This is a genomic window from Streptomyces sp. NPDC029466, assembly GCF_055574515.1.
In genome coordinates, this window is sequence record NZ_JBVHZH010000040.1 from 48,626 (window position 1) to 73,191 (window position 24,566).

General features: G+C 70.3%; 16 protein-coding genes and 1 pseudogene. 10 read left to right on the plus strand and 7 right to left on the minus strand.

The window, feature by feature from the left end:
• Positions 1–88: 88 nt before the first annotated feature.
• The 9 genes and pseudogenes from ACZ4XD_RS27300 (at position 89) to ACZ4XD_RS27340 (ending at position 8,948) form a co-directional block, all read left to right on the plus strand.
• Positions 89–568 (plus strand): CoA transferase, encoded by a 480-nt coding sequence (locus ACZ4XD_RS27300; protein WP_468046332.1) that lies wholly within the window; start codon positions 89–91, stop codon positions 566–568.
• Positions 569–729: 161 nt separating this feature from the next.
• The gene (locus tag ACZ4XD_RS27305; RefSeq protein WP_468046334.1) at positions 730–1,305 is read left to right on the plus strand and encodes a TetR/AcrR family transcriptional regulator; all 576 of its coding nucleotides are present in this window, start codon (positions 730–732) and stop codon (positions 1,303–1,305) included.
• 20 nt (positions 1,306–1,325) lie between these two features.
• Positions 1,326–1,554, plus strand: a pseudogene (locus ACZ4XD_RS27310) (cytochrome P450); the annotation flags it as partial.
• A 546-nt stretch (positions 1,555–2,100) separates the two neighbouring features.
• The gene (locus ACZ4XD_RS27315) at positions 2,101–2,574 is read left to right on the plus strand and encodes a nuclear transport factor 2 family protein (protein ID WP_468046336.1); all 474 of its coding nucleotides are present in this window, start codon (positions 2,101–2,103) and stop codon (positions 2,572–2,574) included.
• A gap of 412 nt (positions 2,575–2,986) precedes the next feature.
• A complete protein-coding gene (locus ACZ4XD_RS27320; protein ID WP_468046338.1) occupies positions 2,987–5,623 on the plus strand; it encodes an NACHT domain-containing protein in 2,637 nt (878 codons plus the stop codon).
• A gap of 99 nt (positions 5,624–5,722) precedes the next feature.
• Complete coding sequence (locus ACZ4XD_RS27325; RefSeq protein WP_468046381.1) at positions 5,723–5,935, plus strand: DUF5958 family protein; 213 nt, start codon at positions 5,723–5,725, stop codon at positions 5,933–5,935.
• A 231-nt stretch (positions 5,936–6,166) separates the two neighbouring features.
• The gene (locus ACZ4XD_RS27330; protein ID WP_468046340.1) at positions 6,167–7,126 is read left to right on the plus strand and encodes a hypothetical protein; all 960 of its coding nucleotides are present in this window, start codon (positions 6,167–6,169) and stop codon (positions 7,124–7,126) included.
• A gap of 264 nt (positions 7,127–7,390) precedes the next feature.
• Positions 7,391–8,056 carry a hypothetical protein gene (locus ACZ4XD_RS27335; RefSeq protein ID WP_468046342.1) on the plus strand — a complete coding sequence of 222 codons (666 nt, stop codon included), beginning with the start codon at positions 7,391–7,393 and terminating at the stop codon, positions 8,054–8,056.
• Entirely contained in the window at positions 8,037–8,948 is a 912-nt protein-coding gene (locus ACZ4XD_RS27340) for an inositol monophosphatase family protein (protein ID WP_468046344.1), read from the plus strand. The genes ACZ4XD_RS27335 and ACZ4XD_RS27340 overlap by 20 nt, the downstream gene beginning before the upstream one ends.
• A 122-nt stretch (positions 8,949–9,070) precedes the next feature.
• On the opposite strand, the gene ACZ4XD_RS27345 is transcribed toward ACZ4XD_RS27340, so the two are convergent.
• Positions 9,071–10,261, minus strand: coding sequence for an SLC13 family permease (locus tag ACZ4XD_RS27345; RefSeq protein WP_468046346.1), 1,191 nt, complete (start codon positions 10,259–10,261; stop codon positions 9,071–9,073).
• Between the two features lie 56 nt (positions 10,262–10,317).
• Between ACZ4XD_RS27345 and ACZ4XD_RS27350 the strand changes: the two genes are divergently transcribed.
• Positions 10,318–16,323: a WD40 domain-containing protein gene (locus tag ACZ4XD_RS27350; protein WP_468046348.1), complete on the plus strand. Its 6,006-nt coding sequence runs from the start codon at positions 10,318–10,320 to the stop codon at positions 16,321–16,323.
• 99 nt (positions 16,324–16,422) lie between these two features.
• Here ACZ4XD_RS27350 and ACZ4XD_RS27355 read toward each other — a convergent pair whose 3' ends face one another.
• The 6 genes from ACZ4XD_RS27355 to ACZ4XD_RS27380 form a co-directional block, all read right to left on the minus strand.
• Entirely contained in the window at positions 16,423–17,631 is a 1,209-nt protein-coding gene (locus ACZ4XD_RS27355) for a polysaccharide deacetylase family protein (protein ID WP_468046350.1), read from the minus strand.
• A 676-nt stretch (positions 17,632–18,307) separates the two neighbouring features.
• Positions 18,308–21,382 (minus strand): non-ribosomal peptide synthetase, encoded by a 3,075-nt coding sequence (locus ACZ4XD_RS27360; protein ID WP_468046352.1) that lies wholly within the window; start codon positions 21,380–21,382, stop codon positions 18,308–18,310.
• 554 nt (positions 21,383–21,936) lie between these two features.
• Positions 21,937–23,211 (minus strand): cytochrome P450, encoded by a 1,275-nt coding sequence (locus tag ACZ4XD_RS27365; protein ID WP_468046354.1) that lies wholly within the window; start codon positions 23,209–23,211, stop codon positions 21,937–21,939.
• The gene (locus tag ACZ4XD_RS27370) at positions 23,208–23,828 is read right to left on the minus strand and encodes a GTP-binding protein (protein ID WP_468046355.1); all 621 of its coding nucleotides are present in this window, start codon (positions 23,826–23,828) and stop codon (positions 23,208–23,210) included. Before ACZ4XD_RS27370 ends, ACZ4XD_RS27365 begins: the two co-directional genes overlap by 4 nt.
• Entirely contained in the window at positions 23,809–24,162 is a 354-nt protein-coding gene (locus ACZ4XD_RS27375) for a DUF742 domain-containing protein (RefSeq protein ID WP_468046357.1), read from the minus strand. Before ACZ4XD_RS27375 ends, ACZ4XD_RS27370 begins: the two co-directional genes overlap by 20 nt.
• The gene (locus ACZ4XD_RS27380; RefSeq protein WP_127153809.1) at positions 24,159–24,563 is read right to left on the minus strand and encodes a roadblock/LC7 domain-containing protein; all 405 of its coding nucleotides are present in this window, start codon (positions 24,561–24,563) and stop codon (positions 24,159–24,161) included. Before ACZ4XD_RS27380 ends, ACZ4XD_RS27375 begins: the two co-directional genes overlap by 4 nt.
• Positions 24,564–24,566 lie beyond the last annotated feature (3 nt).

The following is a 24,566-nucleotide window of genomic DNA, read 5'->3' on the forward strand; positions in this document are numbered from 1 at the left end:
GACTCTGACCAAGCCTTGCCAGTCGTGCCGCAGCCCCCTGCGCTCGGGATCCGAAGAGGGGCCGTCCTCGCCCCCTGCGCATAGGTGCATGCGACAGGAGTCGGCGCACCGCCTGGTAGCCGACACCTCTCCCCGCCGACTACGCGCCCTCGACGAGCCACCTATCCGTCCTGCCGCCGAACTGGCCGCCGCCCACTGGGAGTTGCTGCTCGACCGGGGAGACCGGCTGCTCACGGGGACCGCCGATGGCTACTCCGTGATCGCCGTCGGCAACGATGATCTGTGGCAGCGGCTCTGTGCCGTGCTCAACCGGCCCGACCTGGGCAGCGACCCCCTGTTCGCCACCAACCGGGATCGCGTTGCCCACCGTGCGGAGCTCAACGCCGCGCTGGAAGCCACCCTGTGCCGGGACACCGTCGAGGGCTGGTGCGCCGCACTCAAGACAGGCGGCGTCCCGGTCCCCCCCCCGATCCGGACGCTCGACAAGGTCTACGGCTCGGAGCGGACCGCGGCTCACGGCCCCCTCGGACTGCACACCGCCCGGCCGGCGCCAACGGGTCGCGAGTGACTCCGATCCGCCGCCGAGCGGACAGCGGACGCCAGCCGCTCGCCCCCGATCCCACAGGGACACACAAACACGGCGGCGCCGCGGCCCGACGCGCGAGAACACCCCCCGGCCCACCCGCGGTACGGTAGGAGAACGATGATTCCCGAGATGAGGTGAGGGCGATGGAACGCGAAGCGGCCGAGCAGAAAGTCCTCGACGCAGCCGAAGAGCTGTTCTACGGCCGAGGCATCCAGGCCGTGGGGATGGACGCGATCCGCTCCGCCTCCGCTGTCCCCCTGAAGCGCCTGTACCAGATCTTCCCCTCGAAGAATTCCCTGGTCGAGGCATACTTGCGGCGGCGGGACGCGAGATGGCTACGCGATCTGACCCGATACGCGGATGCCTACGACTCCCCCACGCAGCGGATCTTGGCGGTCTTCGACTGGCTGTACCGCTGGTTCAGCGAGCCGGACTTCCGCGGCTGCGGCTTCATCAACTCCTTCGGAGAACTGGGAGCGTCCTCCCAAACCGTCGCGGATATCGTGAAGGCCCACAAGAAAGCATTCCGGCAGTACATCGCCGACCTCGTAGCCGCCGCGGAGGCACCCAGCTGGCTCGCCGACCACCTCGTCCTCCTCGCCGAGGGCGCGATGACGACCGCGGCCATTTTCGAATCACCGGAGCCCGCCCGCCAGGCCAAAGACGCCGCACGCATCCTGCTGCGCACCGCGCGCACGGACATCATCGCCCCCGCCTGAGCACACGAGCGGCCTCGGGCCTGACCGAGGACCTTGTCATCCCGCTCGACGCAGGAGAGGTAGGCGACCCAGTGGCCGCCTACCTGCGGGTGCAAGGCAGGCTCCAGCGGCTGGTGGAGCACTAGCGCCCGAGCCCGGCCCGGACGTCGTCTCCTGCATGCCGGCCCATCCAGCCGGGCTCACCAACGACGAGGCCATCCAGGACCTGATCTCGCTGATCGCAGCCGCCATCAGCCCACGGCCCCCTGGACCGGATTCCCGACGTCGTCCTCGCGGTGGACGCTCAGGCGCTGGCATGGCGGCCCTCGATGTGGATCCGCAGGGGGACTGACGGTGCTACCGGTCGAGTTCACCCCGGCCTACGCCGCCAGTTAGGCGCAGCGCGGTCGAATACGGCGGTGACCCGGTCGACAGGGAGACGTGTGCACGCAGGGACCGCGCCTCATGCCCCCGGCCAGCCGGAGTGCCCGCCCCGGCATCGGGCGAGGCATGCGAGAGAACGATGATTTCGTGATCGAGGTGGAACGGCGAGACAGTCGAGCAGCGAGCCCTCGACGCCGCAGCAGAGCTCTTCCACGGCCAGGGCATACAGGCCGTGGGGATGAGCACGATTCGCTCCACCTCGGCGGTCCCCCCGACATCTCTTGTTCAAGTCTGTCGTGACACTTGCATGAGAACGACCGTTCTCGTATCGTCGAAATACAGAGAGAACCATCGTTCTCCATCACATCACTGCCCACTCCACCGGCGCACGCACCCGCCTACGGCGATACGGCACACACTCAAGGAGACGACATGACCGACGAACCGCGCCCCCCGCTCCCGCCTTTCACCCGGGAAACCGCCATCGAGAAGGTCCGTCTGGCGGAAGACGGCTGGAACTCCCGCAACCCGGAGAAGGTCGCCCTGGCTTACACCGTGGACTCCCGCTGGAGGAACCGCGCGGAGTTCGCCACCGGCCGCGACGAGATCATCGCCTTCCTCACTCGCAAGTGGGACCGGGAGCTGGACTACCGGCTCATCAAGGAGCTCTGGGCCTTCGACCGCAACCGCATCGCCGTGCGCTTCGCCTACGAATGGCATGACGACTCCAGGAACTGGTTCCGCTCCTACGGCAACGAAAACTGGGAGTTCGACGACAACGGCCTGATGCGTCGGCGCTACGCCTGCATCAACGACCTCCCCATCAAGGAGTCGGAGCGCAAGTACCACTGGCCGCTCGGGCGCCGCCCCGACGACCACCCCGGCCTCAGTGAACTCGACCTCTGACCGCCTGATGCCTCGCCGTGGGCCCAACTCCGAAGCAGGGCCTACGGTGGCCCAGGGCCGCTCTGAACCTATGTGTCGACCCGGCGCCTCTTCGTGCGTCGTGGGGCGCTCGGCTCCCAACGTGCGCCGAGTGGCAGCAGCCGGACCGGGCCCACGCTCCCGGCAGCACATTGCTCTACGAGAGGACCGCAGCACGCGCGTGTCCGAACGACTGCCGAGCGGGCGGCGCCGGCGGCCGTCCCTGCCGGCCTGGAGGCCCATGCTCGCCCTGACCGGCCGGGCCAGCTTCTTGGCAGCGATGGGCGGCCGGCCACCGCACTTGGGCTGTTTCCCGGGCAACCCATCACTCCGTCTCCTAAGCTGCTGCCGGGCCGACGGTTGGCTGCCGTCCACACACCAACCGGGGAGCAAAATGGAAGCTGCCGCCATTGGCGCTCGCCTCGCCTCAAGTGTTGTAGCGCCGCTGGTCAAGAGACTGTTCGTGGCTGACGGCCCCGGCGCCGGTTTGGTCGACAAGCCGCTGCGCGTCTCGAAGCTCGTTTCGTTCAAGGGCGAGAAGCGAGCCCTGTCGGACGAAGATCTGCACAAGATCGCCGAGGAACTGGTGAATCGCGCAGCGCAGTCCACCGGCGTCGAGGAACGTCTGCCCCCGTACGAACAGCGTGCTGTGGCCCATGCCGTAGCGGACTCGCTGAGATCGCTCGGCTACATCGACATGGACGACGTGCAGGCCGTACAGCTCGGGCACCTGGCGCTCTCCCGGCATTTGCGGTCGCAGAGCCCCTCGGCCACCCTCGGTCTGTCCAGCGACGCGGTGACACTTCATGCGAGCGTGCTCGATACCGCGTGCCTGCACATCCTGCAGTTCTTCACCCAGAGATCAACTTTTGTGGCCCGTACGCTGATCGAACACAGCCGTCGGATCGAAGAGTTGTCTCTCAAGATCGACTCCTTGATCGCCCGCACTCCGTCGCCGGCCGACGGGCCTTTCGAGGAGCGGTACGCCGAATACATCGCCTCCAAGCACGGCAAATTGACCATCTTTGGGCTCGATCTGTCCGAGGCGCCGGAGAATTGGCCGCTCGACGCCGCCTATCTGAGCTTGGACGCAGCGGGCGGCGGAACGCGCGAACTCCCCACCCTCCTCCCCGCCGATCACATCTTGGCCGGCCGTGATCGAGTGTTGCTCCGGGGCGTGGCGGGGTCAGGGAAGACGACGCTCGTCCAGTGGCTGGCGGTATCCACGGCGCGGAAGGCTCTAGACGAACGTCTCTTGTATCTCTACGGCCTGGTGCCCTTTGTCCTGCCATTGCGCACGCTGACCCGAGGCGGCGCCAAACTTCCCACGCCCGACGGATTCCTGGCCGCCGTGGACTGTCCCATCGCCAACCTCCAGCCCACGGGGTGGTTCGACAGGGTGTTGCGGTCCGGGCGTGGGTTGCTCCTGGTCGACGGGATCGATGAAATTCCGGAAAGCGAACGCCAAGAGGCTCGTCGTTGGTTACAGGAGCTGGTCAGTTCCTACCCGCGCAACCGGTGGCTGGTGACCTCTCGGCCTTCGGCCGTACGCCAGGACTGGTTGGTCGGTGACGACTTCGCAGAACTCGACCTTGCTCCGATGAGCCGGGAGAACGTCGCCGAGTTCATCAAGCGGTGGCACAAAGCCGCGGGCATCGGTGACCGCTATGCCACAGATCTCCTGCGGTCTGTGCGGACCAAGCCGGACCTGGGCCGGCTCGCCACCAACCCCCTGATGTGCGCGCTTATCTGCGCCCTTCACCAGGACCGCCGTGGCTACCTCCCGGACGGCCGGAAGGAGGTCTACGACGCCGCTCTCTCCATGCTGTTGTCCCGGCGTGACCGTGAGCGAGGAATCTACAAGCCGGGCACCATCCGCATCGGCGAGGAACATCACATCCAGTTGATCCAGAAGCTGGCCTACTGGATGATCCGCAACGGTCGTTCCGAGATGGACCGGGCCGACGCCGTCGAGCTGCTGGAGCACGCACTACCCGCGATGCCGAAGATCGCCGAACAGGGGACTGCTGAGGAGATCTATCACCACCTGCTGATCCGAAGTGGTCTCCTGCGCGAACCCAGTGCAGGTTCGATGGATTTCATTCACCGCACTTTTCAGGACTACCTGGGCGCCAAGGCCGCGGTGGAAGGTCTTGACTTCGATTTCCTCATCGCGCACGCGCATCTCGATCAATGGGAAGACGTCATCCGGATGTCCGTTGCCCACGCTCGGACCATGGAGCGAACCCGGCTGCTGACCGGTCTCATAGAACGAGGTGACGCATCGGAGAAGGACAGCAGGCGTCTCCATCTACTGGCAGCGGCCTGTTTGGAACATGCGACAGAGCTGAACCCGGAGGTGCGGATGAAGGTGGAACAGCGGGCCGCGGCACTGATTCCTCCTCGATCGGCAGATCAGGCGCGCGCTCTGGCCGATGTGGGCCCAGTCGTTCTGGACCTGCTTCCCGGGCCGCAGGGACTCTCCGCCGACGAAGCGTACTTCACGGTACTGTCCGCGACACGCCTTGCCACCGACGCCGCAATCTCCGTACTGGCGCAATACCGCGACCTCTCGGACCTCCGTGTCCGTTCGGAACTGGCCAGGGTCTGGAGCCGTTTCGAGTGCGATCGATTCGCTGAGGAAGTCATTGCCCACCTCGGAGAGGAAGATCTCTACTTCTGCGTCTCGAATGCACAGGAATTGCATGCGCTCCGACGATTCGGTGGCCGTTGCCGCATCCGCATGACAGGCACGATCACACCTCGGGAGTTCCAAACTGCCTGCGACGGCTCTCGCCTCACTCATCTGTGGGTGGAGGCCGACTCGGGCACCACCTGGGAGTGGCTGGCGTACTTCCCGAATCTCCACACCATCACCTTCGAAAGCCCGCTGACCAGTTTCGATGTGAGCAGCCTCAAGAAGGTCAGCTCCCTGCGCACCATTCGGCTCTCCGAGGAAACCGTGTTCGTGGGATCCGAGGCTCTTCCGCCGTCCATGCGAATTGTGCGAACACGCCTGAGCACGACCTGACGGGTGCCGCCCGCTCCTGGGCCAGGTTCACCCACCGCAGCCCGCCCGCTGGGCCGACGACGCTGAGGGCACGGCCGAGCTGGCGGTGCTGCTCGGAGGCTGCGTCCGACGCATACGCCCGCGGTGCTGATCTCGCGAGGCCGGATCGACGAGCAACTGGGAAAGATCGTCGGTCTCGCGCCTCCCGACGAACGCCGCAAGGCATTCCGGCTGCTGATCGCAGTGCTCTCGATCGCCGACCGACGCCGCCGTGATCGCTTCTGCTGCGACGGATGCGGCCACTGGTGGCACCAACTGCCCAAGGTCGAGTGATCCGTCGCGAACCGAGGCGCGATGACGACGTGGTGTGTTGTCAGGTATCGGGTTCCGGAGGTGAGTGGCACGCCCGGTATCGGGAACGTATCGCTGTGCGGCAGCTGTGGCGCAGATGGCACCCATCGATGATCGTAATTGCTGGCGGACCACGCGGTTCAGCTCCTACGATTGCGGTACCCGGGGGAGGAGTTGGACCGAGTGGCGCGCAGAGACGCACCTACAGGACACGTGCCAGGACCATCGACAGGGAATCGGATCGAGGCCGCGGTCTCGTGGACCTTCAGACACCTCGACGGGGTCGTCGCCATTGCCGGCGCCATGGTCGTCGGCCTGATGGACATCTTCAGCGACGCCGTTTCGGACAACGTCACCGCCGGTGCCACGCTGCTGGTGCTGGCCGCGCTGGTCTTCGGTTCGCTCACCGAACGGCGGCGCCGGGTCGCCGACATCAAGGAGGCAACGGCCGGGACACAGCAGGCGCTGGAAGACCTCGCCATGGTGCGCTCACTGTCCGGAACCGAGGTCCGGCGCGCCTTGGACGAGGCCCGTCAGAACACCGACCGCTGGGTGTTCAAGGGCGGCACGGGCACCTATCTGCGCGCGGTCACACTCCCCGAGTGCGTCCGGAAGGCGCAGGAGCAGCGCCGCTCCCTCACGATGAAGATCGACATCGTCAACCCGGCGGACCTACAGGCGTGTGAGGCGTACGCCCGCTTCCGGCGGACCTTCCACGGCGGTCAGGCGGACACGGCGCAGCGGCAGACCTGGAGCGCCGAGCGCACCCGCAAGGAGGCGTACGCCACCGTCCTGGCGGCCTGCTGGTACAAGCAGCGGCTGGACGTCCTGGAGATCGACGTGCATCTGTCGTCCGTCGTGCCCACCCTCCGGTTCGACCTGACCGACTCGTGCCTGATCATCACGCAGGACGACCTGCGCCGGGTCAACCTCGTGGTGGACCGGGGGCGTCCGCTCTACGACTACTACCTCACCGAGCTGCACCAGGCCCGGGAGCAGGCCCTCGCCCTCAGCCTGCACCAGGCGGTGCCGCTCAGCGACGAGCCCACGGTCGACGAGGCACGCCAGCTCTTCGAGAGCCTGGACCTCGCGCTGTCCTCCACCGTCACCGACAGAGACGTCAGTGAGATCATCGACAAGGCGCTGCACGCGGAGAACCCGTATCGGAGTTGATGTCTTGCCACGCCTGGGCGCGCCCGGCACCACCGGGCGCCCCTGGGCTCCTGTTTCCCGGCCGACCGTGGAGAGGAGGGCCGTTGTGCCGACCCACACCGGGGCCGCAGGCACAGCCCGGCGCCGTGCCGCAGAGCCCGATGCGACCGGCCACTCGTGTGCGCGGCCCAGGGCGTGTCCGCAGAGTCCCGCCCGGCCCGCAGACCGCAGCACCCTTCGGGAGGTCAGGTGAGCCCGCCAAGCCGACACCCCGGGCAACTCCCCATGGACTACGGCACTCTCGAACGGGCCATGGGACGGGACGGAGGGGCCCAGCTGCTCTTCGGCGCGGCGTCCACCGCGCTCGAAGAGGTTGCCGCCGGACGGCGTGAGCTGCACGCCGTCCGCCATCCGCTGGGCTTCTTCTGTCTGCCGGTGCTGCGCGACGGTGACCAGGGCGTCTGTGTGCACCTCTTCGAGCCCGACGCCGCCGGCCCGGTGCCCCTCACCACCTCTCCCCTGCACTGCCACAGCTGGGAACTGACCAGCTTCGTGCTCTACGGCGAGGTCGGGAATCTGCGTATCCGGGTGCGTACGGAGCATGCGCAGCCCACGCACAGGGTCTTCGAGGTGCACAGCAGCCCCTCGGGAGTGGACGAGATCCAGCCGACTTCACGCCTGGTCCGCTGCGAGCCCGGCCCCGAGCAGACCAGCGTCTGCGGGGAGGTTTACCGGCTGCCGGCCGGGGAGTTCCACAGCACTGTCGTCCCGAGCGGCAGCGCCGCGGCCACCCTGGTGCTGGGCCGCTCGGTCCCGCAGCACACCGACCTGTCCCTCGGACCGGTGCACGGAACCGGGCACCGGGTGGTACGACAGACATGCGACGGCGTTCGGACCGCCCGGACCGCGCGGTCCGCCCTCAGGAGGATGCATGGGCACCACCCGGAATGACCCGGCCGGCTCGGGACACCCGCCGGGGCCGCCTCCGGCAGGGCCGTCCGCACCGGAGACGTTTGCCCTGTCGCAGTTCGCGGCCGAGCGGCACTTGGCCGTGGCCATCGCACGGGAGGCCGGCGCGCTGGTGCGCTCGCGCTTCCAGGGTGAGTACGGCGTCCGGCCGAAGGACGACCGTGGCGACGTGGTCACCGAACTCGACCTACTGGCCGAGCGGCTCGTCGTGCAGCGCATCCGCGAGCGCTTTCCGCACGACCTGATTCTCGCCGAGGAGGCGGGAGCGCTGGGAGGCGACGCCGGGGCGGGGCCGGGCCCGCGCAGAACCTGGCTGGTCGACCCGCTCGACGGGAGCAACAACGTCGTCATCGGGCTGCCCGCCTATGTGGTCGGTGTGGCGCTGTGTGTGGACGACACACCGGTGGTCGGCGTCGTCCACGAGCCGGTCACCGACCGGACCTGGTCGGCCCTGACCGGCTGTGGGGCCTACGGACCGCTGGGGCGGATGACGGGGCCCAGCGGCCCGCTCGCGGCCTCCGGGCCGTTGCTCGCCTGGACCCAGGGGCACGCTGTCGCCCGCGACGATCCGGCCGCACGGGCCCTCAAGTCGGCCGTGGAGACGGGCTCCCGGCGGCTGCTGCAGCTCTGGGCACCGCTGCTGACCTGGTCGATGCTCGCCCGAGGCGACATCGACGGGTTCGTCGGCTACCGGGCCGAGCTCATCGACTTCCCCGCCGGGGCGCTGCTCGCGGCGGAGGCGGGGCTGGAGATCCGGGCCCTGGACGGCAGCACGTTCCGGGGCACCCTCGCCGGGCCCGACAGCGACCGCAGCTTTGTCGCCGGCCGCCCGGAGGACATGCCCTATCTGCTCGGCCTCGTCGGCCGGAGCTGAGGCCCGTCCCGCAGGGCTGTCCCGCGAAGTCCCGCCCGGCTCGCGAAGTCCGGTACGGGCCGCGCGGCGCGCGGGCGCGGCGGGGCGCCTGCCCGGCGTACCGGGGGGGCGTGTGTGCCCTCTCATTTCGTTGCCACGAGCGCCGCCGTGGACGCCAGCACCGCGCCCACCGCGAGCACCGCGCCCGTTGCCATGAAGCTGCGCAGCGGCACCCGTACGCCCTGGGCATGGCAGCGCTCGAACCACAGCAGGGTGGCCAGCGACGCCCACGGTGTCACCACCGGGCCGACGTTGGTACCGATGAGCAGGGCGAGCAGCTGCTGGTGGTTCCCGAGGGGGACGGCCGACTCGCCCGCCAGATAGACGGGCAGGTTGTTGAGGACATTCGACAGGCCGCCGCCGACCGCCGAGGCGCGGAACATGCCGAGAACCCCGCCGTCCGTGCCCACCGCGGCGGTCAGGAGCTCATGCAGTCCGTTGACGTTGACCGTCTCCACCACCAGGAACAGGCCGGGCACCATGACGAGCAGCCGCCACGGCACCAGTGACGGACGCAGGCTGGCGGGACGGCGCACGGCGAAGGCCACGACCACCACGACCGCCGCCGTCGCGGAGGCCAGCCACAGCGGTACATCGGCGAGCAGCATCGCCAGCAGGAACCCCGCACAGGCGACGGCGCACACCCGGAAGAGCACCCGGTCGCCGGGGCGGTGCCGCTCCGGGGGTATGTAGGCCTCTGCCCCTCGCCGCCCCCGGCGCCAGAAGAACAGCCACAGACACCCCATCGTCACCGCGATGGCGGCCAGTTGTGGAGCCCACATCGTGGCGGCCAGCTCCGTGGGGCGGAGCGCCACACGGTTGGCGGCCAGCAGATTGGTCAGGTTGGACACCGGCAGCAGCAGACTGGCGGTGTTGGCCAGCCATACCGTCGTCATCGCCAGCGGTACCGCGGCGATCTTCACCCGGGAGGCCAGCGCGAGCATCACCGGGGTCAGCAGCACCGCCGTGGTGTCCAGGTTGAGGGTGATCGTGGTGATCGAGGCGAAGGCCACGCACAGCACGAACAGCCGTGGGTAGCGGCCCCGTCCGGCGCGGGCCACGCCCGAGGCGACGACGTCGAAAACCTCGGCCTCGCTGGTGAGTTCGGCCAGCACGATGACCGTGGCGAGGAAGGCGAGAAGGGGACCGATCCGGACCATCGCCTGTCCGGCCGACTCCATGGGAAGCAGGCCCGTCGCCGTGAACAGCAGACCGCAGGCGAGCAGCCCGACGGCAAGCCAGTCCAGCGGATGCAGGCGTTGTATGGCACGCACAGGCAAAAGGGTAAACGCTGTGCAGCCGCTTGACGAGGAAACATAGGATGGCAGGCATGGTGGCTCGTCAGGAATTCGGAGACCCCGAAACCCGCCCGGAAACCGGCCTGTTGGACTTCTTCATCAGCTATTCACCGGCTGACGAACGATGGGCGGCCTGGATCGCCTGGACCCTGGAGGAGGCGGGCTACCGGACGGTCCTTCAGGCCTGGGACTTCGTCCCGGGCACCAACTTCGTGGACTTCATGGACCGCGGCGTGAGTGAATCCGCCGCTGTCATCGCCGTCCTCTCCAGCAACTACGAACGCTCCCGCTACGGGCGCATGGAGTGGCAGGCCGCGCTGCGTGCCGACCCCGACGCACCGGAGCGCCGACTGCTGACCGTCCGGGTCGAGGACATCCCCGTCGAGGGACTGCTCGCCACCATCACCTACGTCGACCTGGTCGGCGTCACCGACACCGGCACCGCCCGCGAGATGCTGCTCACCCGGGTGGGCCAGGCACTCGACGGGCGGGCCCGGCCCACCAGCCGGCCCGGATACCCCGGAGGGCCGGGGACCGGCGCCGACGCCCCGGCGGGCATCCCGCGGCCGGTGTCCGGATCCGGCCGGCCGCTCGGCCGCCCCGGCTGGGCGGGGCGCCGCCGCCCCGCGGTTTCGCCGCAGTACCCACAGGAGTCCGGTGCGCACCACGCCCGGGAGGCGGTCACCGTACTGCACCTGGCCGGACCCGCCTTCGGCCGCGGCCAGGACCCGGCCGAACTCCAGGCGGCCATCTGGGGCGACCTGGTCGAACTCACCGACGCCGGTGCGCCGGCGCCCGACCTCCTCGTCGTCACCGGCGACCTGACCGCCTCCGGGAGCCCCCGCGAGTGCGACCAGGCCCTCAGCTTCCTCACCGGCCTGCGCTCGCTGCTCGGCCTCGAACCGCACCGCCTCGCCGTCGTGCCCGGCGGCCAGGACGTCAGCCAGGCCGCCTGCCGCGCCTACTTCAGCACCTGCGAAGCCGATGAGATGCAGCCCAAGCCGCCCTACTGGCCCAAGTGGCGGCACTACGCACGGCTGTTCCACGAGCTCTACCAGGGCCTCGATGTCGTCTTCGACGGCGATCAGCCGTGGAGCCTCTTCCCCGTCCCGGAGCTGCGCACGGTCATCGCGGGCCTCAACTCCTCGATGGCGTACAGCCACCGGCCCGATGACCAGTACGGATGGCTCGGCCCCGAGCAGGCGGCGTGGTTCGCCCAGGCCCTGCGCCCGTACGAGGAGGAGGGCTGGCTGCGCCTCGGTGCGCTGCGGCACCCGGTCGACGAGGACGGGGACCGCCCCGGCGCCACGCACGGCCCCGGCCGGCTCCGTGACACCGCCGCCCTCGCCCGGCTCACCGCGCCCCGGCTCCACCTCCTGCTGCACGGCCCCGACAGCGACCGCCGCGCCCCGTCCGTGTCGTCCGCCATGTCATCCCTCGCTCTCACCGCCGGGGAACTTCCCGTGTACGGCGCGGCCGGGCCCGCCCGGCACCAACTCCTGCGCCTCACCCGCGACGGCCTCACCCGGTGGCACGAGCGGCCCGACACGGAACCGGAGCAGGTGGACACCGGCTGGCGGCGCGCCCAGCGCGTGTTCGGGCCGCCGCGTCCGCAGGCCGGCGCCGACGAGGGCGCACCCGCCGTGCCGGCACCGCCCACCGCGGAGCCGAGTGTGCCGGGCCATGAGCCCGGGGTGGAGGCCCGGACCCTCGGCGACCCGCTCGACGAGCTGGTCGCCCGGGTCGCCGAGGTCTGCCGTACCCGCCACGAAGGCGCCCAGCTGCGTCGTATCACCGCCCGGCTGCCCCAGCTCCTGGTCACCTGGACCGAGTCCGGCTTCGTCCGGCAGCAGCGGGTGGGGGTCTGCCACGGCACCCCCTCCGCCGAGGACATCGACGGCTTCCTCGACCACGTCCACGCCTCCGACACCGAACCCGACGCCGAACTCGTCCACGACGGGCCGGCGCCGGCCCGCGACCTGCGCGAGCGGGCCCGCCGCCGGGGCGTCCGCGTCCGCAGCTTCACCGAGTTCCAGGGCCTGCTGGACCTTCGCGACTATGTCGCTGCCCAGACCGAGCGGTTGCGCACCGACCAGCGCTACCGGCCCGACCTCTACCTCCCGCAGCGCTACCGGGAGATCGAACGGCCGGGCGGCGAGGAGCGCGACGGGCTGGTCGAGGACATGCTGCGGCTGCTCGACGCCGACCACGGCCGGTTCCTGCTGCTCCTGGGGGACTTCGGGCACGGCAAGACCTTCGCGCTGCGGGAGCTCGCCCGCCGTATCCCCGAGGAGATGCCCCATCTGGTACCGCTGTTCATCGAGCTGAACACCCTGGACCGGGCGTACTCCCTGGACGGCCTGGTCGCCGCTCACCTGGCCAACCACGGCGTCGACTCCGTCAACCTCCGGGCCTTCCGCTACATGTTCCAGCAGGGCCGGATCGTCCTGCTCTTCGACGGCTTCGACGAACTGGCCAACCGCGTCAGCTACGAGCGGGCCACCGACCGGCTCCAGGTCCTCCTCGACGCCGTCGTGGACCACGCCAAGGTCGTCGTCAGCAGCCGTAACCAGCACTTCAAGTCGCAGTCGCAGGTGCTCACCGCCCTCGGTGAGCGGGTCGGACTGCTGCCGCAGCGCCGGGTGCTCGCCCTTCAGGAGTTCACCCCGCAGCAGATCCGCACCTACCTGGCCAACCGCTACGGAGACGCACAGTCCGCCGACCGCCGGGTACGGCTCCTGGAAGGCATCCCCGACCTGTTGGCGCTGTGCCGCAACCCACGGCTGCTGAGCTTCGTCGCCGACCTCGACCACGACCGGCTGCGCGCTGTCGCCGGTGCCGGACGCGCGCTCAGCGCGGCGGGGCTGTACGAGGAGGTGCTGACCTCCTGGCTGCAGTTCGAGGAGCAGCGCGGCCAGGGCGGCCCGGGCGCCGCCCCCGGAATGAACCTCGACCAGCGGTGGGACGCGGTCACCACGCTCGCGCTGCGGCTGTGGTCCAGCGGCCGGAGCACCCTGAGCCTGGACGAACTCACCGATGTCGCGACGACGCTGACAGGGCTCGCGGACATCCAGCTGTCCCCCCGGGAGGCCGCCCACACCATCGGCTCCGGCAGTCTGCTGGTGCGCAGCGACGAGGGGCTGTTCCAGTTCATCCACAGCTCCATCGTGGAGTGGCTGGTCGCCTCCGAGTCCGCGTCCCGGCTCGCCCGCGGCGAGCACGAGCTGCTGGCCCGCCGACCGTTGAGCCAGCTCACCGTCGAGTTCCTCTGCGACCTCGCCGACCACCGCACCTGCCAGGAGTGGGCGGAGCGGGTCCTGGACAGCGGGGACGAGAACGCCGACGGGGAGACGCGGCGGCGCGGTCAGGCCGACGAGGTCGCGCGGGCCAACGCGGTCAAGGTGCTCGCCCGTCTGCGGGTACCCGCCCACACCGACCTGCGCGGTGCCGCGCTGGCAGGCGAGGACCTCTCCCACCGCGACTTCTCCGGCGTCGACCTCACCCGTGCCGACCTCAGCGACACCCAGCTGGTCGGCGCCAACCTCTCCGGAGCCGTGCTCCGCGATGCCCGCCTGGTCGGCGCGCGGATGGACGAGGCCGATCTGACCGGCGCCGATCTGCGCGGCGCTGACCTGCGCCGGGCCCGGCTGATCCGCGCCGACCTGCGCGGCATCCGGGCCGAGGGCAGCAACTGGAACCGGGCCGCGCTGATCGACACGACCACCGACGACGACACCCTGCGCAGCCCCGAGCTGCGCTCCGCCGCGACCGCTCCCGGCATGCCCGTCGACGCGGGCTTCCGGCCCTCCGCGGTCGGTGTGCCCTACGGCTTCGGCGTGCAGTCGGTCCGGTTGCCCGAGCCGGTCTCGTACAGCCCGGACGGCGAACTGCTCGCCGTGGGCAGCGAGGACGGCGGTGTCCTGGTGTGTGACGCCGCCACCGGCACCGCGCTGCGCACCCTCCAGGGGCACGTCGGCCGGGTCTACGCCGTGAAGTTCCGCCAGGGCCTGCTCGCCACCGGCGGGGCGGACGGCACGGTGCGGCTGTGGGACGCCGTCTCGGGTGCCTGTCTGCACCGGCTGGAGATCCACCCGAGCGGGGTGTGGCCGGTCTCCCTGGACGCCACCGGCACGCTGCTCGCCACCGGTGACGCGGAGGGCACCGTCACCCTGTGGGACGCGGCCTCCGGCAGGCGGCGGCACGAGCTGTCCGGGCATGCGGCGCCCGTCTTCACCGCGGTCTTCAGTCCCGACGGGCGCACCCTGGCCACCGGCGACGCGGCCGCGGGCGTCCGGCTGTGGGACACCCGCACGGGGCGGCTGCGCAGAGATCTGCCCGGCCACGAAGGCGTCTGCAACCGGGCGCAGTTCAGTCCGGACGGCGCGCTGCTGGCCACCGGCGACAACGGCAGCGGCCGGGGCGGCACGGTGCGGGTGTGGGACGTGGCGTCGGGACGGCTGCGCCACACGTTCACCGGCCACACCGGGCGCGTCTACACCCTGGACTTCCACCCGAGCGGCGCGCTGCTGGCCAGTGGCGACACCGACGGACAGGTGCGGCTGTGGGACCCGGTGTCCGGCACCCCGGCCGGGCAGCCCGGCCGGAGCGGCGGTGCCGTGTACCGGGTGGTGTTCGACATGGACGGCAGCCTGCTGGCGGCGGGCGACAGTGACGGCGCGGTCCGGCTGTGGCGGGTGCAGCCCACCACGGCGGGGGCCGATGGCCCAGGAATCCATCCTGACCGCCCCGACGCCTCCGGCTGGTCGGTGACCCCACTGCGCCAGCAGCCCGCCGACCACCGCGGCTCCGTCTGGACGTGCCGGTTCCGGCCGCGCAGCGGTCTCAGCGGTGCCGGGTCCGGCCCCCTGCTGGTGACGGCCGGCAACGACGGCATGGTGCGCCTGTGGGATACCGCCAGCGGCCAGGGCCGGCGCATCCTGCGCGGCCACGGCCGCCGGATCGGCACCCTGGCCTTCAGCGCCGACGGCTCGTACCTGGCCGCCAGCAGCAACGACGGCTTCGTACGGCTGTGGGAGCCGTCGACCGGCCGCCGCCTCAGGGAACTCACCGGGCACAGCGACCGGTTGGTGTCGGCGGTCTTCAGCCCCGCCGGGGCCGGCCGGTCCGTCCTGGGGACCTCCAGCAACGACGGCGACGTGTACCTGTGGAACGCCGCCACGGGCGAGTACCAGCGGGAGATCGACGCCGAGACCGACCATGTGTGGGCCGAGGCCTTCAGCGGCGACGGCGAACTGCTCGCCACCGCGAACGACGACGACACGGTACGCCTGTGGTACCGCACCACGGGCACCCATGTCACCACGCTGGCCCAGCACCGGGGCCGGGTGCGGTCGATCGCGTTCAGCTCCGACAGCCGGCGCCTGGCCACCGGTTGCGACGACCGCGTCGTCCGCCTCTGGGACGTCCGTAACAGCCGGCTGACCGCCGAACTCGACGGGCACCGGGACCGGGTTTACACGGTAGCGTTCGGGCCCGGTGACGCCTGGCTCGTCAGCGCGTCCTGGGACGGCGACGCGATCATCTGGGTCGACGGCCGGCCGGAACAGCGGCTCCGCGGTCACTCCGGCCGCCTGTGGACCGCCGCCGTCCACCCGAGCCGCCCCCTGGTCGCCACCGCCGGTGACGACCGGACCGTACGGCTGTGGGACCCGCGCGACGGTCGGCAGACCGGCGAACTGACCGGACACACGGGCCGGATCCTCTCAGCCGCTTTCAGCCCCGACGGCTCGCTGCTCGCCACCGGCGGCGAGGACGGCACCGTACGGCTGTGGACCGTGCCCGATCAGGGCGAGCCGTCCCTGCAGGCCACCCTGATCGGAGTGCCCGGCGGCTGGGCCACGCTCACGTCCTCCGGTGGCTACAAGTACGAGGGCGACATCGCGGGCGAGTTCTGGCACGTGGTCGGCATGTGCCGCTTCGAGCCGGGCGAACTCGACGGCTTCCTCCCGGGGGTGCGCCGGCTACCGATGACGGCACCGATAAGCGGCCCGCCGGAGGACGAGGCCGAGCGGGGGTGAGCTCCGGGCCGGGCGGTTCGTGCCGCACGCGGCACGAGCCGAGGGCTGGCGATGCCCTGGCGGGCGGGACCAGGAAGCGACCGCCCGCTCCCCGTGCCGTCAGCCGCGTCCGGTGAACTTCTGACCCACCCCGAGGCCGCGCAGGCCGGCGAGGACCCGCGGGTCCTGGGCGTCCAGCCAGTCGCAGAGCTGGCGGAAGGAAACCAGCCGGACGTCCTTGTGCGTGCCGTCGGCCATGTACTTGAGCGCGTCCTCGACGGCGTCCATATAGATGCCGCCGTTCCACTTCTCGAAGTGGTTACCGATGAAGAGGGGGGCTCGGTTGGTCTCGTAGGCCCGCTTGAAGCCGGCGATGTAGGCGCCGGTGGCCTCCTTCCGCCACTGGGGGTACTTGGCCGGCGGACCCTTGGTGACGTTGCTCGGCGACTGGTTGGCCGCCATGTTGTAGTCCATCGAGAGGACCGGGAAGCTGTGGCCGGGGAACGGTATCCCCTGTAGCGGAAAGTCCCAGAGGCCCTGCTTCTTGCCGGGCCACACCTGGAGCCCGCCCGGTGAGCTGGAGTCGTAGCGCCAGCCGAGCTTGCGGGCCGTGGGCAGCAGATTCGGCTGGCCGAGCAGCTGAGGGGTGCGGCCGCCGACGAGTTCCTTGGAGTAGTCGAAGGGCAGCGGATCGAGATCGGTGAAACCGGTGTGGGTACGCCACTTGGTGACGAAGTCCATGGCCTGCTGGATCTCGGATTCCCACTGCGCGGGCTTCCAATGGGCGACCGAACCGGGCCCGGTCCCGCCGAAGTGCCCGTTGAAGTGGGTGCCTATCTCGTGGCCCTCCAGCCACGCCGCGCGCAGGTTCTTCAGCGTCGCCTTGATGTGGTCGTCGGTGAGGAAGTCGATGTCGGAGGCGCCGACGGGGTTGTTCGGCGGCCGGTACAGCCGCCTCTTCGACTCGGGCAGCGCGTACAGCCCGGAGAAGAAGAACGTCATCGCCGCGTTGTGGTCCTTGGCGAGCTTGCGGAACCGCGGGAAGAGGCCGTCCCCCACGTCGCCCGCGCCGTCCCAGGAGAAGACGACGAACTGCGGAGGCTTCTGGCCCGGCTCCAGCTTCTCCGGTGCGGGCGGCTGGTTGGGCTGCTTTCCGGTGTACGCGGTCGAGCCGTCGCCTATCGGCTTGGCCTGCGCCGTCTGGCCGGGCTCGGTGCCGACCTTGCCGGAGGAGCCCGACGACCCGGAGGACGAGCAGCCTGTGACGGACAGCGCGGCCGCCGCTCCTACCCCGAGTCCGAATATGTTCCGGCGGCTGAATTCACGCATAACGGTCCCCGTCGCATTCGTTCGAAGTTCTGGTGAGTGAGGCGCCCAGAGAAGTGGGACACCTGGAGAGATAGCAGCGGAAGTCGAGGCTCCGCTTCACCCACGTAAAGCAGGCATGTCCGGCAACTCTGACATCGAGCGCTCCCTCTGCCTCTGCGCGATGGGCGTGGGCGGGCCAGGAAGCTTCCGACCGGAGCGACGACGACCCGCAGCCAGCACCCGTTGACGCACATGACTCTCACGGACATCGCTAGCGCACCGATAACGCCTCACTAACAGGCGTTACCAGGATGAAGTCGATGCGGCCCCGTGGCTCCGGCTTGTTGCCGTAGTCGCTGTTCTGCTTGGTCACGGGAGACCAGGTGTTGCCGGCTCCTTCGCAGGGCTCGGATGCAGCTCACGGCAGGAGTCCTTGAACCCCTTGCCCGCGAAAGCCTGGGTCGCGGGCCATTCGACCGCCGAGTTGCCGTGCGTGGCCTTGGACTCCTCGGTCCCCGTCGTGCCGTTTTCGCACTCGGCGTGGCGGGATCATCGCTCACGGATCCGCTGCCCGCACGGCCCTCGCGTGACGAAAAGCCCGTGAGACCCGCCGCCGCCCCCCTGCGCGTGCTCCGGTACGCAGAGGGGATCGGCGCCGACAGGGTGAAGGGCTCCTGAGGCAGCGGGCGGCGACGGCTCAGAAGCCGCCGAGGAGGCCACTGCGCTTGAGGCGGCTGAGGTAGGTGTCCAGCAGCGTGCTGTCCACCGGCGGGCACGAGGTGTGCCAGGACGGCCAGAGCTGGTCGGTGCGCGTGCGCCGGACCTCGGGGAAGACGGTGTCGAAGTACATCTCCTTGACGCTGAAGTCGGCCTGGTTGGCCGGAGTGAGGAAGAGCGGGACGAAGGGCGCGATGGGTGAGGTGGGGTGGGTGCGCACGTGGTCGACGAGCGCGTCGGTCCACTGCTGGTAGCTCACCTCGTCGATGCGGTGTCCGGCGGCGCGCATCCGGTCGACCATGTCGGCGAGGCACCCCGGCCGGGGGTTGGTCAGATGGACGACCCCGCCGAGGTACGGGAGCTGGGTGGCGATGCCGACGATCGCGTCGGTGACGGCGTCCACGGGTACCAGGTCGAGCGGGAGCGGCACCGCGGGTGCCATGCCCATCCGCACGATGGCGTCGAAGACGGCGCAGATGGCGCTGGTGGTGTTCCAGGCGCCGGTCCGGCTGTGGCCGGTGATCTCGTACGGGCGGTGGATGGTGACCGGCAGCCCGGTGCCGGCGGCATGGCCGAGCATCCGCTCGGCCACCCACTTGGTCTCGGGGTACCCCATGCTGAGCAGTTCGGGGTGGCTGAGCGGGGTGGTCTCGTCCACGTGGCGTACGCCGCCGACGCCGCTGCCGGCGAGCACGGCGGTCGTGGACACATAGTGGAAGGGGATACGGCGCGGCCCCGCCAGCCGGACGAGGGTACGGACGGCCTCCACATTCGCCTGGCGCAACTGGCCGTAGGGGTAGAGGAAGTTGACGTGTGCCGCATTGTGCACAACGAGGTCGACGGTGTCGGCGAGCCGGCCGAAGTCGGCGGGGGGCAGACCCAGTTCGGGGCGGGCCAGATCTGCGGGCAGGGCGTGGACGCGGTCGGGTTCGGTGAGCTGGATGCCGTAGCGCTGCATCGCCTCCTCGACGCGGCGCATCGCCCCGGGCCGGTCAGCGGCGCGTACGGGGCAGTGGACGGTGGCGTCGGTGTCCCTCAGCAGGCGTTCGAGGAGGAACGCCCCGACGAAGCCGGTGGCCCCGGTGAGCAGGATGTGGCGGGCCCGCGTGGGCTGGGGTGAGGGGGCCGGGGCGACGGGAGGGAGCGGCTCCAGGCGGGCGTCGGCCTCGAAGTCCGGCTGCGCCGACAACTCCGTTTCCGTGCCGTCGTGTTGGACGGCCGGTGCACTCCGGGTCGCGGAGCGGAAGGCGGCGAGGGTGGGGGTGGCCAGCAGGCTCTGCAGCAGCGGCGCGAAGCGGTCCGGCGCGAGCGCGAGGGCGGCGATGGTGCGGGTGACCGCGTGGGCCGCCAGCAGGGAATTGCCTCCCTCGGCGAAGAAGCCGGTGTCGTCGGACACCTCTCTGCCGAGCACCTCGGCCCAGATGTCGGCGACGGCATCGCCGCTGTGGTGGACGGCGGCCCCGCGCCGGATCGCGGTGGGGGCGGCGGCGTTCCGCAGGGCCGCGTGGTCCGTCTTTCCGTTGACGGTGAGAGGGAGGCGTTCCAGGACGGAAATGGGGGCGGGGAGAGCGTGAGCCGGCAGGTGGCCCGAGAGGTAGTGGTGGAGTGTGGCCTGGTCCGGGGGGCCGGCGGAGTTCGCCGGGGTGACGAAGGCGGCGAGCCCCTTGCCGATTCCGTCGTTGCCCTGGACGAGCACCGCGGCTTCGGCGACGTCGGGGTGCCCGCGCAGCAGGGCTTCCACCGTGTCCAGTTCGATCCGGAAGCCGCGGACCTTCACCTGACGATCGGTCCGGCCCCGGAATTCCAGCGTGCCGTCCGCACGCCGGAGCCCCAGATCGCCGCTGCGGTAGAGGCGGAGCGTATCTCCCGAGGGGGTGTGGTGGGTGACGAAGGCACGGGCGGTCTCGTCCGGACGGTCGAGGTATTCCAGGGCGATGCCCTCCCCGCCGATGTAGATCTCCCCTTCCTCCTCGACGCCGGCCGGGGTTCCGTCGGCGCGCAGCAGGTGGCAGCTGCTGCCGGCCACCGGCCGCCCGATCGGGATCGAGGAAGCGCTGGGCAGTACGTGGTCGACCTCGTACGCCGTGACCATGATGCCGCCCTCGGTGGGGCCGTATCCGTTGATGAGGTGGCGGGGGCGCCCGGCCGCGCACACGGCCGCGGTCAGGTCCGGGTCCATGGCCTCGCCCCCCATCAACACCATGTCCAGGGAGCTGAAGATCGCGGGGTGGGTGCGTACGGCGTGGTGGAACAGGCTGGTGGTCAGGAAGGCATGGGTGATGCGTTCCGCGCGGATCAGTGACCGCAGCCGCCCGGTGTCCAGCAGCACGTCCCGTGAGGCCACCACGAGGCAGCCCCCGTTGATCAGGGAGGTCCAGGTCTCGAAGAGCGAGCCGTCGAAGGAGAGGCCGAACGTCTGGAGGACGCGGGTGCCCGGGCCAGGGCACCAGGGGTTGTCCCCGGCGGCGAGCCGGGTCACGGCGCGATGGGGGAAGACCACGGGCTTGGGACGTCCGGTGGTGCCGGAGGTGAAGAGGATGTACGCGCAGTCGTCGGGCCGGCGGTCCGCGGCTGCCGGGATGTCACGGCCGCGTCCGGGGTCGGTCGTCATCAGGTCGTCGAAGGCGACCCAGGCGATCGGTTCATGGTCCGCGGGCACCGCCGAGGTGTGCCCGGGAAGGGCCACGACCAGCCGCGCACGAGCGTCCGTGAGCATTTCGGCGGTGCGTGCCGAGGGGTGGTGGACGTCCACCGGGACGCATACCGCGCCCGCCTTCAGAACGCCGACCATGGTGACCGTGGCCTCCCATGAGCGGGCGCCCAGGATGGCGACGGCGTCCCCGCTGCGTATGCCATGGGCGCGGAGTGCCCTTGCTATGGACTGCGACCAGTCGTCGAGTTCCCGGTACGAGAAGACCCGGTCGCCGTCCTGCACGGCCGGGCTGTCGGGCGCACACGCCGTCCGATGGGCGAGCAGGCCGGGAAGCGCGGCACCTGGTGGGGCAGGGACCGGGGCGGGGTTCCAGGTGTCGGCGACGGGCGTGTTGGTGTTCATCAGGGCTCCACACGGAGGGAAGGGCTCACGCGGACGGGAAGGCAGAACGCCGAGGAGCGGCCTTTTGTACGCGGGCACTGTGAGGGCGGATGGGTTCCGAGCGGCCGCGCGGTGATACCTCACCGGAGGCCGGATGCCGCGGCCCGGCTGTGGTCCGAGCCGCGCACAGGCGTCAGCTCGCTCCCGGGCGACACACTCGGGGCAGGGGCGGCGTACGGGGCCGTTGGCGCACAGCACCGCATCCGCAGGACCTGACCTGCCAGGTGCGCTGAGCGACAACACCGACGGGGGCTCTCTGAGCTGATCTCAGCAGCAGTGCCCCCATCGGCATCACATTAAGACACGGCCCTGGCCAGGTAGGGCCGCGATAAGGATCACATTGACAGGAGCCATTCGCTCTTCTCCCCAAGGGCCGGCGGCCCGTTCGGCGTGCGGGCACGCGTATGCCCCAGTGGCGGGCCCCGTTGGCCATCCGGAAGCCGGGTGGCTGACCACGGGCCGCTCCCGGGGCATCACCGGAGGACCGGACAGACGAAGGTGCCGACAGGCGGTTGTCACCGGGTCGGCGTGAACTGCACGGGCAGCGCGACGAGATGGCGGTACATCAGCGACGACGACCACCGCAGTTCGGTCTCGGGAACGGCCAGCCGGAGGTCAGGGAGGCGGGCGAGCAGGGTGTCGACGGCCGTGTCGGCGATCGCGCGGCCGATGTGCCGACCCGGGCACTCGTGCGGACCGCTGCTGAACGCCAGATGGGAGCGGTTGCCGTGCACCGGCGCCGTCAGATCGGGACGGATCGCGGGGTCCACGTTCGCTGCCCGCAGACCGAGCAGCAGCATGTCCCCCTTGGTGATGGCCTGTTCACCCAGCTGTGTGTCGCTGGTCGCCCAGCGCCCGAGCAGCGTCATCATCGGCGGCTCGTCCCACATGACCTGCTCCAGTGCGTCGGGCAGCGTCATGTGGCCGCCGGCGAGATGCGCACGGAACCGGGGGTCGGTGAGGACCGTCCGCAGCGTGTTCGCGATCAGGTTGACCGTGGTCTCGTTCGCCGCGGTGAGGATGAGCCGCAGATGTTCGCGGATCTCGTCGTCGCTGAGGCCCGCGGGGTGCTCGATCAGCTTGGACGGGAAGTCGTGGCCGGGGTGGGCACGCTTCCGGTCGACCAGCTGCTGGAGGGTCCGGGTGAGGTACTCGTTGCTGGCCACCGCGGTCTGCGTACCGTTGAGCACGTCCTCGACGGCGGTCGTCAGGCTCGGCCCGTTCTCCTCCGGCATACCGAACAGCTGGGTCATGACACGCAGCGGAAGCCGGGCGGCGAACTGACCCACCAGGTCGGCCTGTCCCGATCCGTCGAACTCGTCGACCAGTTGGTGGGTGAAGCGGGTGACATGGCGGCGGATGCCACGTGACGCGAAGCGGTCCAGGCTGTCGGTGACCGCGCCGCGGAGGCGTTGGTGCTCCTCCCCGTCGACGAAGACGCACAGCGGCTGCCAGGTCGTGATCGGCGCCAGCGGGTGGTCGGCCGGGACATGGCCCTGGCTCATGTCCCGCCAGTGACGTGAGTCGCGGGAGAAGACGCTCGGGGTGCGCAGGATCTCCAGATTCTCGCGGTGCCCGAGCACCAGCCAGGCCGGCAGGTCGCCCTGGACGAGTACCGGAGCCACCGGGCCGTACTCGGCGCGCAGCTTCTCGTACACCCCCACGAGGTCGGCCTGGACCGCGGGGTCGTGCAGGCGGTACAGGCCCTCGGGGGCACGGACGTGTGCCGGGCAGCCCGGCGGCGCAGCCAGGTGGTGATCGGCGGGACGCTCGGGGGAGTTGGCGGTCACAGAGTCTCCGAGGTCTGGGCGGAGGAGCGCAGGTAGCGCATCAGCGTGATCAGGACGTCCCGGCTCGACGCCCGCTGGCGGGCGTCGCACACCACGATCGGCACCTGCTCCGGCAGGTCCAGTGCGCCGCGCAACTCCTCGGCGGGGTAGGAGGTCGCGTCGGGGAAGGCGTTGACAGCGATCACAAACGGCACTTCGGCCTCTTCCAGGCGGCCGATCACATCGAAGCTGACTTCGAGCCGCCGGGTGTCGACCAGGACGACGGCGCCGAGCGCTCCTTCGAAGAGACCGTTCCACAGGAACCAGAACCGCTGCTGGCCGGGCGTGCCGAACAGGTAGAGCACCAGCTCCTCGTTCAGGCTGATCCGGCCGAAGTCCATGGCGACGGTGGTCGCCGTCTTGCGCTCGATGCCGGAGACATCGTCGACGTCGGCGCCGGCCTCCGTCATGGTCTCCTCGGTCGTCAGCGGGCGGATCTCGCTCACCGAGCGGACGAGGGTGGTCTTGCCGACGCCGAATCCACCGACGATGACGATTTTGACGGCGGTGGAGGCCGTCGACGGCAGCTGGTCCTCGCGCCGAGGCTCCGTGACGGCGTCAGAGCTTCTGGAGACCATCGATAACCGCCTCAATCAGTGCTATGTCGGGGAGTTTGGCGGCCGGTGCGCGGGCCTCCACCCGCCCATCGGCCAAGAGATCGTTGAGGAGTACGCCGACCACGCTCGCCGGTAAAGCCAGATGCGCGGAGATCTCGGCGACGGAGAGCGGCGACCGGCAGATCCGGAGGATGGCGGCGAGCTCGGGCTGCATGCCCAGCTGCGATTCCTCCCGCGTGACGATCAACGTGACAAGGTCGAGTGCGGCCTGATCGCCGCTCTGCGAGCGGCCCCCCGTGATCACATATAGCCGCTCGGGCCCGGCCGTGTCCCAGTCCTGGCCGGATGTGGTCACCGCATCTGTCCGTCGACCCGCGGCGGGCTGGTGAGGTGGGCGCCGATCCGGGCCACGAGGTCGCGCATGCACTGTCCGACGAGCCCCGCGTCCACGCCTTCGTCGGCGAGCACGGCGAGATGCGCGCCGGCGCCGGCGGCCATCAGGTACATGAAGCCGCCGCTGACCTCGATGACGACCATCCGCATCCGGCCGTCGCTGTGCGGGAACTCGGCGGCAACCGCACCGGACAGGCTCTGGAGGCCGGAACCGATGGCGGCCAGGCGGTCGGCGGTGTCCTCGCTCGTGTCGTACCGGGCCATGCACAGGCCGTCCGACGACAGCACCACGATGTGACGGGTCTGGGGGACGCTCTCCGCGAGATCCTTGAGCATCCAGTCCATATCCGCACGCTGTTGCATCGG